Annotated in this window: 19 protein-coding genes; 18 read left to right on the forward strand and 1 reads right to left on the reverse strand. The window is 66.0% G+C overall.

The window, feature by feature from the left end; genetic code table 11:
- The first annotated feature begins 203 nt into the window (after positions 1-203).
- From P2T65_RS13595 to P2T65_RS13655, 13 genes are all read left to right on the forward strand, one after another.
- Complete coding sequence (locus P2T65_RS13595; RefSeq protein WP_276199964.1) at positions 204-1,451, forward strand: hypothetical protein; 1,248 nt, start codon at positions 204-206, stop codon at positions 1,449-1,451.
- Positions 1,411-2,391: a hypothetical protein gene (locus P2T65_RS13600; RefSeq protein ID WP_276199965.1), complete on the forward strand. Its 981-nt coding sequence runs from the start codon at positions 1,411-1,413 to the stop codon at positions 2,389-2,391. Before P2T65_RS13595 ends, P2T65_RS13600 begins: the two co-directional genes overlap by 41 nt.
- A gap of 37 nt (positions 2,392-2,428) precedes the next feature.
- Entirely contained in the window at positions 2,429-3,142 is a 714-nt protein-coding gene (locus tag P2T65_RS13605; RefSeq protein ID WP_276199966.1) for a hypothetical protein, read from the forward strand.
- 190 nt (positions 3,143-3,332) lie between these two features.
- Positions 3,333-3,908: a sigma factor gene (locus tag P2T65_RS13610; RefSeq protein WP_276199967.1), complete on the forward strand. Its 576-nt coding sequence runs from the start codon at positions 3,333-3,335 to the stop codon at positions 3,906-3,908.
- Positions 3,909-3,942: 34 nt separating this feature from the next.
- On the forward strand, positions 3,943-4,284 hold the full coding sequence (locus tag P2T65_RS13615; RefSeq protein WP_276199968.1) for a hypothetical protein: 342 nt from the start codon (positions 3,943-3,945) through the stop codon (positions 4,282-4,284).
- The gene (locus P2T65_RS13620) at positions 4,284-4,778 is read left to right on the forward strand and encodes a hypothetical protein (RefSeq protein ID WP_276199969.1); all 495 of its coding nucleotides are present in this window, start codon (positions 4,284-4,286) and stop codon (positions 4,776-4,778) included. The genes P2T65_RS13615 and P2T65_RS13620 overlap by 1 nt, the downstream gene beginning before the upstream one ends.
- Entirely contained in the window at positions 4,775-5,074 is a 300-nt protein-coding gene (locus tag P2T65_RS13625; protein WP_063185816.1) for a hypothetical protein, read from the forward strand. Before P2T65_RS13620 ends, P2T65_RS13625 begins: the two co-directional genes overlap by 4 nt.
- A complete protein-coding gene (locus P2T65_RS13630) occupies positions 5,074-5,907 on the forward strand; it encodes an ATP-binding protein (protein ID WP_276199970.1) in 834 nt (277 codons plus the stop codon). The genes P2T65_RS13625 and P2T65_RS13630 overlap by 1 nt, the downstream gene beginning before the upstream one ends.
- Before the next feature lie 6 nt (positions 5,908-5,913).
- Complete coding sequence (locus tag P2T65_RS13635) at positions 5,914-6,645, forward strand: hypothetical protein (protein WP_276199971.1); 732 nt, start codon at positions 5,914-5,916, stop codon at positions 6,643-6,645.
- Between the two features lie 5 nt (positions 6,646-6,650).
- A complete protein-coding gene (locus P2T65_RS13640) occupies positions 6,651-6,878 on the forward strand; it encodes a hypothetical protein (RefSeq protein WP_276199972.1) in 228 nt (75 codons plus the stop codon).
- 140 nt (positions 6,879-7,018) lie between these two features.
- Positions 7,019-7,234, forward strand: a complete 216-nt coding sequence (locus tag P2T65_RS13645; protein WP_276199973.1) for a DUF6511 domain-containing protein — start codon at positions 7,019-7,021, stop codon at positions 7,232-7,234.
- A gap of 8 nt (positions 7,235-7,242) precedes the next feature.
- Complete coding sequence (locus tag P2T65_RS13650; RefSeq protein WP_276199974.1) at positions 7,243-8,013, forward strand: hypothetical protein; 771 nt, start codon at positions 7,243-7,245, stop codon at positions 8,011-8,013.
- A complete protein-coding gene (locus P2T65_RS13655; RefSeq protein WP_276199975.1) occupies positions 8,010-9,290 on the forward strand; it encodes an ATP-dependent RecD-like DNA helicase in 1,281 nt (426 codons plus the stop codon). The genes P2T65_RS13650 and P2T65_RS13655 overlap by 4 nt, the downstream gene beginning before the upstream one ends.
- Here the strand turns inward: P2T65_RS13655 and P2T65_RS13660 are convergent.
- Complete coding sequence (locus tag P2T65_RS13660) at positions 9,253-10,395, reverse strand: hypothetical protein (protein WP_276199976.1); 1,143 nt, start codon at positions 10,393-10,395, stop codon at positions 9,253-9,255. The genes P2T65_RS13655 and P2T65_RS13660 overlap by 38 nt on opposite strands.
- Positions 10,396-10,401: 6 nt before the next feature.
- Between P2T65_RS13660 and P2T65_RS13665 the strand changes: the two genes are divergently transcribed.
- The 5 genes from P2T65_RS13665 (at position 10,402) to P2T65_RS13685 (ending at position 13,730) form a co-directional block, all read left to right on the forward strand.
- Complete coding sequence (locus tag P2T65_RS13665; RefSeq protein WP_276199977.1) at positions 10,402-12,210, forward strand: hypothetical protein; 1,809 nt, start codon at positions 10,402-10,404, stop codon at positions 12,208-12,210.
- 105 nt (positions 12,211-12,315) lie between these two features.
- A complete protein-coding gene (locus P2T65_RS13670; RefSeq protein WP_276199978.1) occupies positions 12,316-12,855 on the forward strand; it encodes a hypothetical protein in 540 nt (179 codons plus the stop codon).
- Complete coding sequence (locus P2T65_RS13675; RefSeq protein WP_072602030.1) at positions 12,852-13,109, forward strand: DUF6378 domain-containing protein; 258 nt, start codon at positions 12,852-12,854, stop codon at positions 13,107-13,109. The genes P2T65_RS13670 and P2T65_RS13675 overlap by 4 nt, the downstream gene beginning before the upstream one ends.
- Positions 13,106-13,306, forward strand: coding sequence for a hypothetical protein (locus P2T65_RS13680; protein ID WP_276199979.1), 201 nt, complete (start codon positions 13,106-13,108; stop codon positions 13,304-13,306). The genes P2T65_RS13675 and P2T65_RS13680 overlap by 4 nt, the downstream gene beginning before the upstream one ends.
- Positions 13,299-13,730 (forward strand): DUF6362 family protein, encoded by a 432-nt coding sequence (locus P2T65_RS13685; RefSeq protein ID WP_276199980.1) that lies wholly within the window; start codon positions 13,299-13,301, stop codon positions 13,728-13,730. Before P2T65_RS13680 ends, P2T65_RS13685 begins: the two co-directional genes overlap by 8 nt.
- The last annotated feature ends 104 nt before the right edge of the window (positions 13,731-13,834 follow it).

The following is a 13,834-nucleotide window of genomic DNA, read 5'->3' on the forward strand; positions in this document are numbered from 1 at the left end:
TTCGCTCGTCCGGCGTCATATGCCCGGGGTGGATCGGGTTCGGCATGTCCATCGCAGAGATCACCTAAGGGATTGGATTCCCTTGGCCTCTACTCACGGTGCCGACGGTCCGTCCCAAGGCGATGGCTTTTGAATCGACTCCGCTACGCATTTGCGATAAGAACGTAAGATGAACAAATGCGAGGTAATTATGGGCGGCTGAGATGGCTAAGAACCTGAAGAAATTCGTCAATCCCAAGTTTACCCGAACCGTCGATCTCGGCCTGCTGGGCCGCCTGTTCGAGCGCCACGGCGATGCCCTGAACGGGCTGGACCTTGGGGTCTTCAGGGGCGAGGCCGCGCAGGACGAGGCACGCAGCGCCGTCCAGGATTTCTTCGCGGGGCCGGAAGAGAACTATCCGGAAGGGCTCGTCGCCGACCTGCACCGGATCGCCGAGATCGGCAACGCGGCAGGCCTCGACATTATTCTTCAGCAGGCCGCGCGGCTGGGGATCCGGGTGACACCCGAAGCGAAGGATGACGAGCCGGAGACTCACCAGGATCCCAAGCACGTCGCCCTGCGCGTCTTCCTCGACCATCCCGACGTCTTTGACGCCGCGTCGGACATGATGGCGCTCATGGCGCGCACGTCGCTCGCCGAGTTCGTGGGCCGCGACGAAGGCGTCGAGGCGATCATGGACGATCGCGCAAAGGCCGAATTCGAAACCGCCGCCGCCGCGATGTTCGAACAGGACCTCCGCAGCAATTATTGCCGCGCCGGCTGGTATGACGATGCCGACGAACTCGTCCTGGTGATCGAGCATGGCTCTCCGATCACCACGACCGACGTCCTGCAAAAGGACCAGAAGCGCGTGATCAGCTTCCGCGCCGCCGAACACGCGGTGCTGTCCTACAACTCCACGACGGGCCTGTTGAAGATCGGCGGCGTGGCAAAGGCGCGCCGCGCCGATCTCGCGGAACTGTTCGCCGACAAGATCCTGGGCAAGCCCGAATTCTTCGCCGGCGATGACGCCCAGAACCTCTACACGCTCGACCCGGTGCAGCGCGCGGGCTTCGGCTTCGCGTTCAACCATGATTTCGATCCGGGCATCCAGCGGGTCCAGATCACCGAGGTCCAGGTCGACCGCGTCGGCGCCGATCCAAAGACCGGCGAGACACGAACCTTCTACTCCTATGTTGCGCGCGACGGACGGGACAATGCGCTGGCCAGGTTGGGCGAGATGATGCGGGGCGCTCGTCTCGGGTCGGATTGGCGCCTCAACCACATCGTCATCCGCGTTCATTTCGCGACCGGCGGCAAGTCGGCGAAGAAGGTAACCGTCAAGCTGAAGCCGCCGGCCCACGCCATGTTCAAGCGTCAGCAGTTCGAGGGCCGAATCATGATGCTCCTTCGCCGCAACGGACTGCTCAATGACCGAGACGCTGCCCAAGCTGCTGTTGCGGCTGAGTGAGGCGGGCGATCCCGCAATTCTATGGGGCCGACAGGCGGCGCCTCATGCCGGGCGCGATTTCGAGCGGCTGCTCGATCACGGCGTCCTGGTCGAGCAAGCGCCGGCAACAGAGTGGGATGTGTGCCCAGCCTGTGATTGCGGTCTCGATGCGCGGCCTGTCCAGCAGGTTAACGGACGACATATCGCGGTTTGCCCGACGGACCGGCGCAGCGACGTCGTTCTCGGCGATGACGATCTGCGGAGCTTTCGCATTCATCGTTCCGCGCTGGTCCGCGAAATCGCCATGGGGTCTGGGTTTGGCGACGAGCCGTCCCCGGTCGCCACCGGCGTCTGGCATCTGGGACAGACATCCGGCCAGCGGACGCTGTTCCTCGCGCTGTCGCGGGATGCGGTTCTCCAACCGGGAATGATCGGCCTGATGCGCTCGGTCGCCCGGTCATCGCCCATCACGTTGATCGCGCCGGCGATGGCTGCAGATGACCGGGCGCGCTTGGTCGACGCGGGGCTTCATCTTGTCGATGTATCCCACTGCATTGCTTGCGATGGAGCTGCACCTGGATTGGCCATCGATCAGTCCAAACTGGAAGCGCAACCGAGCTTGGCGCCCCGATTGGTGATTCAACGCGCCGCCAAGACGGTATCTCTCGACGGAACGCCCAAAACCCTTTCCGATCAGGAATTCCAACTGTTGGTCTTTCTGGCGGAACATGCGTTGAAGTCGCCCGCTATCGTCGAGAATCGTGCGATCGAAGCGCACATCTGGGGAGCGAGCATCCATAAGATTTCGTCGCAGGTGCGCGAACCCGTGCGCGCGCTTCGGGATGCGCTGGCTCGAGGAAGTACGGATGCCACGTCCGTACGCGCATTGATCGAGAATCGGCGAAATCCGAACGGCTACCGGCTGGCTCTGCCTCCGGAGGAAATCGAATTGCTTTCCTAGCTCGCTGAGCGGGAAGCCGTCTTTGGAGGCAAAAGCCATGGCCGGATACGGCAGCAAGGAAGATGGCGGGTACAATGAGCAGAGCTTGGCATACAAGAAGGCCCCGTCCATCGAGCACTACGTGAAGCTTCGCCGTGCTGACCCGTCCGCCGAAATTGAGGTCGCCGTAATCGGTGGTATGGACCAGCTCTACTTCATGGAGGGAGAGCTGCGGAAGTACGGGTTCGATCCGGAAATGATCGCTTCCGTCCTCGATGCCGATCCCGAGGCAATCAGCGAGGTCTCTCTCCAGATCATGGAGAAGCTGATCGAGGCCAAGAACCTCGCTAAGGCTGGGCAAACTCATCTCACGCGACGTGGGCTCGCCATTCCCGACAAGCTGGTGAACTGGCTCATTGCCTGCATGTTGGACGCGTTGAGCTGGAACGACGACCTCTACATCCCGAGGGATCTCATCGTTCTCATTCGCGAGCGACTGGGTGGCTCCAACCCTGAGTATGAGCAAGCTTCTGATGCCCATCAGAAGCGATGGGCGGCAATCACAATCGGTGGGCAGCTGAAGGCGCGGGGGATCAAGCCGAGCTTCAGGATGCTCGCCGGAGCACTGAATGTTTCGCCGAGCACAGTCATGCGCTGGTTCCCCGACGGTGACTTTGAGAAAGAAATCGCTCGAGTGGCGACCTGGTTCGATGAGAACGGCCAGTTGCGCGACTTAAAGGATGTATTTCAACCACCGTTGCAAACGAAATAAGCTGCGCAACGCCCAACTGGTCAGTCAAACCTGCGGCACCGATTGAGATCGGCTGATCGCAGGAAGTCTCCGGTGAGCGGGCCAAGCATACCCACAGTTCGCCCACATCATCACCACGTCGTGCCCACCTATGCTGGCGCGCGCATCGGCAACCTGCGGACATCACGAACGATGACCGAGGCGTTGACCGATGCACTCTTCGATTTCCCGAGCTGACCTTCAGATCCTTCTCCATGAGGCGGACATCGCGGCCCGCCGCCTCGTCCGCCAGCTGCGGCTTCCTCGCGCCGATCTCGACGATGTCCGCCAGGACCTGCTCGTTGATCTAATAGCCCGGCTTCCCGCCTACGACGCAGATCGCGGCACGCTCGGCGCCTTTGCCGGTTCCGTCCTCACCAACAGGGCGACGCGCATCGCCAACAAGGTGAAGCGGGAGCGCCGGATGTATGGCGCGACGCCGATCTCGCTCGATGAGGTCATTCCCGACAGCGACGGGCTGACCCGCGGCGGCCTCATCGCCGAAGCCGACGGCCTATCAGCGCTCTTCGGCCAGCCCGCCGATGCATTCGCCTCCGCCGAGGAGCGTCTCGATGTCGAGCGCGGTCTCGGTTCGCTCGAACCCGCCGATTGCGCCCTCTGCGCAGCCCTTTCCCGCGCCACCGCCGATCGCCTTGCCGCGAGCGGGCATGGCGCCCGCAGCAGCCTCTACCGCCGCGTCAAGGACATCCGCCTCGCCCTGACGGCGATCGGCGTCCATGCCGCGTGAGACGGTTCGGCGAGCGCGTGAGTAGGAGCCCATCATGAACGTCATTGCATCCAGATTCCCCGCTGTCCGGAAGCCGCTCACCGAGATCGATCTCTGCGGCTGGGTCGGTCAGGCAGTACCCGGCGACATCCTCGAATATCACCGTGGATTCCTCGCGCTCGACACCATGCCCCAGGGCACGCGCCTTGCCGAACGGGAGCGGGCGGAACTCGCCCGCGTCGCGCGCCGCGCCTGGTGGGCGGCCGAGCGCGGCTTGATCCATCTCGTGCAGCGTCGCCACCGGTCGGACGATTACAGCTATCTGGCCATCGCCCGCCCGAAGCCGAAGCAGGCTTCGGTTTCGCTTTCCTCACTCCTTCTGGCGGAGGTGGCGTGATGGCACCAGCTCGCAGCAACCGCCCCAGCCTCGACGACATCCACACCATGCCGGTCGGCGAGATCGCCACGCTTCCGGCGGAGCATCTGGCGCTGCTCCAGGAGGATGCCGATGCCGCCCTGGATGCCGCCAAGCGGCTCAAGGAGTGGCTCGAAGGCGCGATCGCGCTTCGCTATGCCGACGCGGCAGCGACGGTGCGCCGGGCCGAAGGCAGGGACACCGGCCTCGTTCGTTTCGAGGACGGTGCCGTCGTGGTCGCTGCCGATCTCCCGAAGAAGGTCGACTGGGACCAGTCGCTGCTCGCCGCACTCGTCGAGCGCATCGGTGCGGGCGGGGAGAACCCGGCCGACTACGTCGACATCGGCTTCAAGGTCCCCGAGCGCAAATACACCGCTTGGCCCACCGCTATCCGCGAGGCCTTCGCCGCCGCCCGCACGGTGCGGGCCGCCAAGCCGACCTTCCGTCTCACCATCAAGTCCGAGGATACCCGATGACCAGCTCTGCTGCCCTGACCGAGATCCGCAAGCGCCACTACGCGCTCGAAGCGCTGCCCGACACCATCGTCATTCCGGTGCTCGGCGAAATCCGCCGCGAACAGGTCGTCAAGCCGATCGAGGACGCCACGCTCGACGATATCGCCTTCGCCTTGCTGGGTGTCGAAGCCGAGTTCAGCGCCGTCGGCGACCGCCTGCACGCCTTGCGCAAACTCTATGGTCTCGCCCGGCAGGCCGGCGCGCGCGGGAGTGAGTGCGCGCTCGATGTCGCGTCACGCAACGCGGGAGGCCGCTGATGGCGCTGCGCATCGTCAGCGCCGACGAACGGCTGTCCGCGGCCGGCGCCAAGACCACCATGGCGATTTTCGGCCCGAGCGGCGTCGGCAAGACATCCTTGCTGAAATCTCTGCCGCCGGCGGAGACGCTCTGCATTGACCTCGAGGCGGGCATGAAGTCGGTTCAGGACTGGCCCGGCGACAGCATTCCGGTCCGTACCTTTGCCGATGCCCTCGACATCGGCTGCCTCGTCGGCGGGGTCAACCCATCGGCCGATCCGAGCGGCTTCTTCTCCGAGGCGCATTGCCAGCATCTCAGGGAAAGCTATCCCGATCTCGTTCAGATGATCGCGGGCAAGCGCATCATCTTCGTCGACTCGATCACCGATCTTACGCGCCAGGCGATGGCCTGGGCGAAGACCCGGCCCGAGGCCTTCTCCGACAAGACCGGCAAACCCGACACCCGCGGCGCCTACGGGCTCCTCGCCCGCGAAGTCATCGGCCTGCTCAAGCATCTGCAGCACGCCTCCGGAAAGACCGTGATCTTCGTCGGCATCCTCGAACGCGTCACCGACGAGTTCAACCGCACGACCTGGCAGCCGCAGATGGAAGGCGGCAAGGCCGGCCGCGAGCTTCCCGGCATCGTCGATCAGGTCATCACCATGAGCCTGTTCGCGCGCGACGGCGACGGCTGGCGGCATGAGCCCGAGCGCGGCGAAGACCGCCGCCTCGTCTGCCGCGCCGGTAATCCCTTCGGCCTGCCGGCGAAGGATCGCAGCGGTCGTCTCGATGTCACCGAGCCGCCCGACCTCGGCGCGCTGCTCTCCAAGATCAACGCAACCCGGAAAGGATGACGAGCCATGAGCTTCGACATGAACGACGCCGAGCCGCAGAAGAGCGGCGAACTGATCCCCGACGGCACCTTCGCCAAGGTCACCATGACCATCCGGCCGGGCGGGACCGATGGCCAGAGCGATATCGACCGGGGGCTGCTCAAGGCCTCGAACGCGCCCGGCAGCGACGTGCTGATGGTGGATGCCGAGTTCACCGTCGCCGAGGGTCCGCACGTCCGGCGCAAGTTCTGGCAGATGTTCACCGTCTCCGGCGGCAAAGTCGACGAGCACGGTGTCTCGATCGGCTGGAAGATCTCCAAGGGAAGCTTCCGAGCGATGATCGACAGCGCGCTCGGGCTCGATCCGCAGGACATGAGCGAGGTGGCGAAGTCGAAGCGGATCCTGCGCGGGCTGGCCGACCTCAACGGCATCACCTTCGTTGCCAAGATCAAGGTCGAGCCCAGCGACGACCCGCGCTACGGCGACAGCAACAAGCTCGACCGCGTGGTTCTGCCGAGCGAACCGGAATGGCGGAAGGTGATGGACGGCGAGGTCCTGGCGCCGAGCCCCAGCACCCGCGCGCGGCCGAAGGCTGTATCGCCCGCATCGCCCGCAGCCCCGGCCTGGGGGCAGCCCGCCGCATCGCCGCCTGCGAGCGCTGCCCCGGCCTGGAGCCGGCCGGCACAGCCGGGCACGGCCCCGGCAGCCGCACCTGCCGCGACGCCGGCCCCGAGTGGCCCGGCCTGGCTCAACACCTGACCGTCATGACGGCCGATGAGTGGCAGGCGCACGTCACGCGCGAGGCAGCGAGGGCGATGGGACAATGGCTCGAAGGACGCGGAAGGCTTCACCAGCCCATCGCCGCTCTCACGCTCCCCGAACTGGAAGCCATGGCGGCGAACGCGATCGCGCGGTTCATCGTCTTGGCCTCGCACCGGATCAAGGATCAGCCGGACGACGCCGAGGACCTGACCCGGCTCTTGCTCGGGTAGCCGTCTGCGCCGTCTGCGGACGTCAGGCGCGGGGCTTCGGCTACGTCCACCAGCTGCGCTGGGACCGCTTTCCCTACCACCGCTTCTGCTCGATGCGCTGCCTCGACGTCGGCGCGGCGCTCGCCAACAGGAACAACGGGATGATCGACAAGACCGACATGGAGACTCGAGCGATCAAGGAGGCGCGCCGGTTTCTCGCCGAGACGCTCACCGAGCTCGACCTGATGGCGCCGTTCTACGACCGGAGCGCGGCCGAGATCGACCGCATCATCGAAGCCTGCGTCGACGGGTTTCAGGAATCGATGCAGCGCCAGGCAGCCGCCCGCGACCCGCTCGACGATCCGATTCCCTTTTGAGGTGGCGGATGGGAATCGATCTCAACCACGGCTCCGGCTTCATCTATGGCCGCATCGGCCACGCGATCAGCGTGTCCGATCGGGTCAATGCGCTGATCGATGCGGCGCTCGTCGCACGCAATCGGCGGCAGCAGCCGCGCGACTATCTCGGCGGCAGCCGGATCGGCGAGCCCTGCGCGCGCAAGCTCGTCTACGAGGTGACCCATACGCCCAAAGATGAGGGACGGGATTTTGACGGCGCGATCCTGCGCATCTTCGACGCCGGCCACCAGTTCGAGACGCTCTCCATCCGCTGGCTGCGCGGCGCGGGCTTCGACCTTCGCACCGAGCGCGCCGACGGCGGACAATTCGGGTTCGAGGCGGCGGGTGGCAAGCTGCGCGGCCACATCGACGGCGTGATCGTCGCCGGCCCCGATGTCGGCCTGCGCTGGCCCGTGCTCTGGGAGCACAAGGCGCTGAACGCCAAATCCTGGAACGACCTGGTCAAGCGTAGCTTGCGCGCCTCCAAGCCGGTCTACTTCGCGCAAGTCCAGCTCTACATGGGCTACCTGGAGCTGGAGACCGCCCTCGTCACGGCCCTTAACAAGGACACCGAGGCGCTCCACCACGAGGTGGTCGCGTTCGATCCGCCCTGCGCGCAGGCGCTGTCCGACAAGGCCGTCGATATCCTGCGCGCCGCGGCAGCCCGCGAACTCCCCCCGCGCATCGCCGCAGCCCGGGACTTCTATCTCTGCCGCATGTGCGCCTATGCGGAGCGCTGCTGGGAGGGCGAGCGATGAGCTTCATCCCGTCTCCGCAGCAGGCGGCGGCAATCGCCGCGATCGAGGACTGGTTTCGGCGCCGCACGCGCGATCAGCAGGTGTTCCGCCTGTTCGGTTACGCAGGAACGGGCAAGACCACCATCACCCGGCATGCAATCGGCGAGCTCGGTCTCGAACCGATGGATCGCACGGGTGGTGCGGGCGGCGTGCTCTATGCCGCCTTCACTGGCAAAGCGGCCCTGGTGATGACCCGGAAGGGAACGCCGGCCTCGACGATTCATAGCCTGATCTACAAGGTCTCCGAGGCGACACCGGAAGAAATCGAGCGCGTCACCCGCGAGTTGGAGACGCTGCGCAAAGGCTTGCGGAGCATGGGACCGGCCGAGCGCTCCTTCGCCGAGACCCAGATCCGCCGCCTCGAGCTCCGGCTCGCCGACATCCATCAGCCCCGTTTCATTCTGAACGAGCAGTCGCTGGTCCGCGACGCCGACCTGATCGTGCTCGACGAGGTCTCCATGGTCGGCGCCGAGATGGCGAGCGATCTGCTCGCCTTCGGTAAGCCGATCCTGGTGCTCGGCGACCCCGGCCAGTTGCCGCCGATCAAGGGCGACGGCGCCTTCACCGATGCCGATCCCGACGTGATGCTGACCGACATCCATCGCCAGGCCGAGACCAGCGCCATCATCCGTCTCGCCACACTCGCGCGGCAGAGCGTGCCCATTCCCTACGGCGAGCACGATGACTTCGTCTGGAAGATGCGGTGCTCCGACATCGGCCCGCATCAATTCCTCAAGGGCGGCCAGGTGATCTGCGGTCGCAACGCGACGCGGCTCTTTCTGAATACCGCGATGAAGCAGGCGGCCGGCTTTCCGGGCGCTTACCCGCGCGGGCTCGGCGAGAAGATCATCTGCCTCAAGAACCGGCACGATCTCGGTCTCGTCAACGGCATGTTCCTCGACCTATCGGACATCCGCGACGAAAGCCCGCTCGCCTTCAGCGCGTCGGTGCGCACCGAGGACGGGACAAGCGTTCCCGGCCGCCAGTGGTTCTACAAGGGGCATTTCGACGACCACGTCGCCTACGACGCCGAGCGCCTGCGCCGCGATTGGCGCGACATGTGGGGACTTGTCGAGAGCGTCTGGGGCTACGCCATCACCTGCCACAAGGCCCAAGGGTCGCAGTGGGAGAACGTGATCGTCTACGACGACGGTCTCGGGCGGACCGCCGAGGACCGCGCCCGCTGGCTCTACACCGCCATCACGCGTGCGGAGCAAGGGCTGGTGATCCTTGATTGACTTCAACGACATCGCACCCGCCAGAACGCCTGCGGTTCATTACGATCTCGACGCCATCGTGGCCGGCCTGCGTGACAGAACCGACGTCTGGGTGCCGCAGCACTTTCCAAACGGCCGTCGCAACGGTGACGAATGGCGTCTCGCCCACATCAATGGCGGGGCGCCGCGAAAGAACGGTTCCTGCGTGATCACGCTCAGAGGCGAGCACGCCGGCGGCTGGATCGACTTCGACGGCGGCCAGGGCGGCGGGCCGCTGAGCACGCTGGAACAGGCGACCGGCCTCAAGGGCCGCGACCTCTTCGCCTATGCCGCCGATCTGGTCGGATGGTCGGCCGCGGCGCCAGCGCGTCGCGAACCGTCGGCGGCTTCCGCGAGGCCGGAGAAAGACTCTGCCCGAGAAATCGAGATCATCCTCTCCCGGGCCATCCCGATCGCCGGCACACCGGGGGAGGCCTATCTGCGCGCACGAGGGCTCACGGTCCCGCCACCGTGCGACCTCCTGTTCCATCCGGATCTCGCGCATTGGGATACGAGGACCGGTTTCCCGGCCATCGTCGGCCTGGTTCGCGATCGCGCCGGCAGCGTGGTTGCCCTGCACCGCATCTACCTGCGCCCGGATGGGGCGGCGAAAGCCGAGGTTGAAAAGCCGAAGAAGATGCTGGGCCGCGTCGGCGGTGGCGCCGTGCGCCTGACGCCGATCGGCGACGACGCTGTCCTTGGTCTCAGCGAAGGGATCGAGACGGCGCTCGCCGTGATGACGGCCTGTCCAGGCATGGCGGTATGGGCAGCGCTCTCGGCCACCAATCTCGAACAGGTCGTCCTGCCGCCAGATGCCCGGCGTGTCGTGCTGCTCGCCGACCACGATGCGTCGGGAGCGGGCCTTCGTGCAGCCGAGGCGGCGGCGCGGCGTCTCCTCGCGGAAGGCCGCAGCGTCGCCATCGCCCTGCCGCGGGCGGAAGGCGAGGACTTCAACGACGTCCTGTTGCGCGACGGCGCGGATGCGGTCCGTCAGATCATCGACGCAGCCGAGCCGTGTGCAGTGGCGGATGGCACGGATGCGCAGGATGGCGCCCGAAACCGCCCGATCGGCTTCGTCGAGCCCCAAGGGCGCTTGCCGCAACTGCGCGCTGATGAGGGCGATCTCGCCCGCGCCCACGCACGCAGCTGGGGTTTGCTCCTCGCCTCGAACAACACGCCCTGGCTCTTTCGCAGCGGCAGCATGCCGACATGGGCCGTGCATGACGATGACGGCCTGCCCATGGCCCGGCCCGTCACGGAAGAGCGCATGCGACACATGCTGGCCAAGCTAGCCGATTGGCGGCGTCTGGCCCGCAATAGCGATCTTGTCCCCGCGCATCCGCCGACGCCGCTCATCAAATCGCTGTTGGCGACGCCCGATCCCGGCCTGCCCGTGCTGGCGGGGATCGTCACCACACCGGTCTTCGGCCGCAATGGAGCGCTCCTGACGGAGCCCGGCTACCACCCCGATGCGCGGCTGCTCTACCAGCCCACACCAGGCTTTGCCGTGCCGCAGGTGCCGGAGCGCCCGTCGCCGGTGGAGATCGCGACCGCGCGCAGTCTCATCATCGACGACATGCTCGGCGAGTTCCCCTTCACCGGCCACGCGGAGCGGGCGCATGCCGTTGCCTTGATGCTGCTCGGCTTTCTTCGCGCCATGATCGACGCACCGACGCCGCTTCATCTGATCGAGAAGCCGACACCCGGCACCGGCGCGACCCTGATGGTCGACGCGATCGCGACCGTGCTCACCGGCGTCAGCGCCTCCGTGATGACCGAGGGCCGCGACGATGAAGAGTGGCGCAAGCGGCTGACCGCCAAGCTGCGCCAGATCCCCTCGATGGTGCTCATCGACAATCTGCGTCACCCGCTCGACTCCTCTGCGCTTGCGGCAGCTCTCACCGCGCCCTTCTGGGAGGACCGCATTCTCGGTGCGTCCGAGATGACGCGATTGCCGATCCGCTGCGTCTGGATCGCGACCGGCAACAATCCCGAATTCTCCAACGAGATGGCGCGCCGCATCGTGCGCATCCGGCTCGATGCTCGTGTGGATCAACCCTGGCGGCGCGAGGGGTTCCGCCACCCCGATCTCATGAGCTGGGTTCGCGCCAACCGGCCGCGCATTGTCGCGGCCTGCCTCACATTGTGCCGGGCGTGGATCGCCGCCGGCAGGCCACGGGGCGCGCGCATGATCGGCAGCTACGAGATCTGGTCACAAATCATGGGCGGCGTCCTCGAGGTCGCCGGGATCGAAGGGTTTCTCGCCAATCTCGATGAGATGCTCGCTGCCGCCGATGGCGAGGGCGCGATCTGGCGTAGCTTCATCGGCGCCTGGTGGGACCGCTTCGGGACGGCCGAGGTCGGCACCGGCGATCTCTATGAGGTGGCGTTGGTCTGCGAGCCTCCGCTGCCGCTGGGCGCCGGGGGCGACCGGTCACAGCGCACACGGCTCGGCAAGGCGCTCGCCCGCATGCGCGACCGGGTGTTCGACATCGACGGCCGCAAGATCCGCGTGCGAACGCTGGGCGTCTCCCATCAAGCCAAGCGCTGGCAGCTCACGATCGAAGGGGAACGTGGGGAACGTTTTCCGCAAGCTGTCGTGCCGTCGGCCGGGGAACGTTGCGCCGAAAAGGGGAACGTCGAAAACCAACGTTCCCCGGCACAACCCATTGAAACAAAAGGCTCCGGGGAACGTGGGGAACATGGGGAACGTTTTTCGACACTAACGCATGTGCGCGGCTGCGCCCACGCGATGGAGGATGGAGAAAAACGTTCCCCACCTTCGTCACCTTCCCAAAGCGCTTGTCCCTCAACGGCTTGCACCGGGGAACATGCGGGGGAACATCCCTCACCACGTTCCCCAAACGGCGCTGCGCCGGACTGGCTCAAGGAGGTGCTCTGATGGGCATGCTCCGTCAACTCGGCCGTCTCCAGGCGGCAGCGACCGGTCCGCCGCGATGGGTCTTCGCTCCGAAACCCGACCCTTGCTCGCGCCTTGGAGACAATCATGATTTCGACCATCGAAACCGGCCCCGCCGCAGCAGGGGCCATCGCATTCCGTCCACATCCGGCTCATGCGCATCGCGCCATTCTCAGCCTCGATCTCGGCACCACGACCGGCTGGGCGCTGCGCAGCCATGACGGCCTGATTACAAGCGGCACGGTCTCGTTCCGGCCGAGCCGCTATGACGGCGGCGGCATGCGCTACCTGCGCTTCCGAAGCTGGCTGGACCAGATCGCCGAGGATACCGACGGTCTCACCGCGATCTATTTCGAGGAGGTTCGCCGCCATGTCGGCACCGACGCGGCCCATCTCTATGGCGGCTTCCTGGCGACGTTGAGCGCCTGGTGTGAGAGCCACGCGATCGCCTATCAGGGCGTTCCCGTCGGCACAATCAAGCGGCACGTCGCCGCCAAGGGCAACGCCGACAAGGTCGCCGTAATGGCTGCCGTTCGTGCCCGGGGATTCTCGCCTGCGGACGATAATGAAGCCGACGCCATCGCCATCCTGCTCTGGGCCATCGAGACTGATGGAGGCGTGCGATGAGCGGGGAGACGATGCTCAGGCATGCCGCGTCGGTCGTCGCCGAGCGCCGCAAGATCTACGGAGAACCCGCCGCCGCGATGGCCGTAGTCGCCAGACGCTGGTCGATCACACTTGGCCGCCCTATCACGCCGGCGGAAGTCGTGCTCTGCCTCATCGATCTGAAGCTGGCGCGGCTCGGGCACGATCCCAAGCATCAGGATTCGATCCTCGACATCGCCGGCTATGCAGCGGTGCTGCAGGAGGTCGGACGATGAGATGGCTGCCGAAGGGGTATGGCGGCGAACGCCGGTCGGCTGAAGAGGTCAAGCGTGAGGGCTGGCGCGAGCAGGGCCTCCTCGTCGTCAGCCCCACCGATCCGCGTCTCACCTGGCCCGAGCGAGAACTGGTTCGCCAGCTCGGCGAAAAGCTCTATGGCGGACGGCGCCCGCCGACGGAGCAACGGCATGGCTGATTGGACTCGCGAACAGGTCGAGGAACGGCTGATCGAAGCTGCCGACGTCATGAAGCGCCTCCCCGACGTTCGGGTGCAGGGCTACTTCTCGGTGTGGCCGAAGATCGCGCATGAGTTCGCTGATCTCGTCGGTCAGGAGCCGCCGCGCATGAAGCGTCCGCCGCCGTTGCCGGACGCGATCAGCCGCATGGAGGCAACGCTGCCCTGGCTGCGATGGTTGGAGCCCGACGATGCGCGGCTTGTCTGGGCGCGCGCCGAGGGTACGCCGTGGAAGCCGATCTGCTGGCGCTTCGGCATCGCGCGGGCGACAGCCCATCGCCGATGGGAGTATGCGCTGAGCCTGATCGTCTGGCGGCTTAATGAGTGGAGGGTACCGGGGAAGCGGTCGCGGCGATTCGTGATCGAAAGGGTCGAGAGAACTTGACCGTCGTGTAGTGCTGGAGCGGGATCGAGTTGGCTGGTGCGGACGCGTCGATTCGTGACTGGTTCCGGCCTAGAATGTCATCGCTGGATGGAGCTGATCAAAGG

It is taken from the genome of Chelatococcus sp. XZ-Ab1, assembly GCF_029309855.1.
In the GTDB taxonomy this organism is placed as follows: Bacteria; Pseudomonadota; Alphaproteobacteria; order Rhizobiales; family Beijerinckiaceae; genus Chelatococcus_A; species Chelatococcus_A sambhunathii.

What these genes read in the sequence shown, in the direction of transcription:
- P2T65_RS13685 (WP_276199980.1), top strand. Translation starts at nt 13,299, where the DNA reads ATGGCTGATTGGACTCGCGAACAGGTCGAGGAACGGCTGATCGAAGCT.
- P2T65_RS13615 (WP_276199968.1), top strand. Translation starts at nt 3,943, where the DNA reads ATGAACGTCATTGCATCCAGATTCCCCGCTGTCCGGAAGCCGCTCACC.
- P2T65_RS13610 (WP_276199967.1), top strand. Translation starts at nt 3,333, where the DNA reads ATGCACTCTTCGATTTCCCGAGCTGACCTTCAGATCCTTCTCCATGAG.
- P2T65_RS13625 (WP_063185816.1), top strand. Translation starts at nt 4,775, where the DNA reads ATGACCAGCTCTGCTGCCCTGACCGAGATCCGCAAGCGCCACTACGCG.
- P2T65_RS13670 (WP_276199978.1), top strand. Translation starts at nt 12,316, where the DNA reads ATGATTTCGACCATCGAAACCGGCCCCGCCGCAGCAGGGGCCATCGCA.
- P2T65_RS13620 (WP_276199969.1), top strand. Translation starts at nt 4,284, where the DNA reads ATGGCACCAGCTCGCAGCAACCGCCCCAGCCTCGACGACATCCACACC.
- P2T65_RS13655 (WP_276199975.1), top strand. Translation starts at nt 8,010, where the DNA reads ATGAGCTTCATCCCGTCTCCGCAGCAGGCGGCGGCAATCGCCGCGATC.
- P2T65_RS13595 (WP_276199964.1), top strand. Translation starts at nt 204, where the DNA reads ATGGCTAAGAACCTGAAGAAATTCGTCAATCCCAAGTTTACCCGAACC.
- P2T65_RS13650 (WP_276199974.1), top strand. Translation starts at nt 7,243, where the DNA reads ATGGGAATCGATCTCAACCACGGCTCCGGCTTCATCTATGGCCGCATC.
- P2T65_RS13600 (WP_276199965.1), top strand. Translation starts at nt 1,411, where the DNA reads ATGACCGAGACGCTGCCCAAGCTGCTGTTGCGGCTGAGTGAGGCGGGC.
- P2T65_RS13680 (WP_276199979.1), top strand. Translation starts at nt 13,106, where the DNA reads ATGAGATGGCTGCCGAAGGGGTATGGCGGCGAACGCCGGTCGGCTGAA.
- P2T65_RS13645 (WP_276199973.1), top strand. Translation starts at nt 7,019, where the DNA reads ATGATCGACAAGACCGACATGGAGACTCGAGCGATCAAGGAGGCGCGC.
- P2T65_RS13675 (WP_072602030.1), top strand. Translation starts at nt 12,852, where the DNA reads ATGAGCGGGGAGACGATGCTCAGGCATGCCGCGTCGGTCGTCGCCGAG.
- P2T65_RS13640 (WP_276199972.1), top strand. Translation starts at nt 6,651, where the DNA reads ATGACGGCCGATGAGTGGCAGGCGCACGTCACGCGCGAGGCAGCGAGG.
- P2T65_RS13630 (WP_276199970.1), top strand. Translation starts at nt 5,074, where the DNA reads ATGGCGCTGCGCATCGTCAGCGCCGACGAACGGCTGTCCGCGGCCGGC.
- P2T65_RS13605 (WP_276199966.1), top strand. Translation starts at nt 2,429, where the DNA reads ATGGCCGGATACGGCAGCAAGGAAGATGGCGGGTACAATGAGCAGAGC.
- P2T65_RS13635 (WP_276199971.1), top strand. Translation starts at nt 5,914, where the DNA reads ATGAGCTTCGACATGAACGACGCCGAGCCGCAGAAGAGCGGCGAACTG.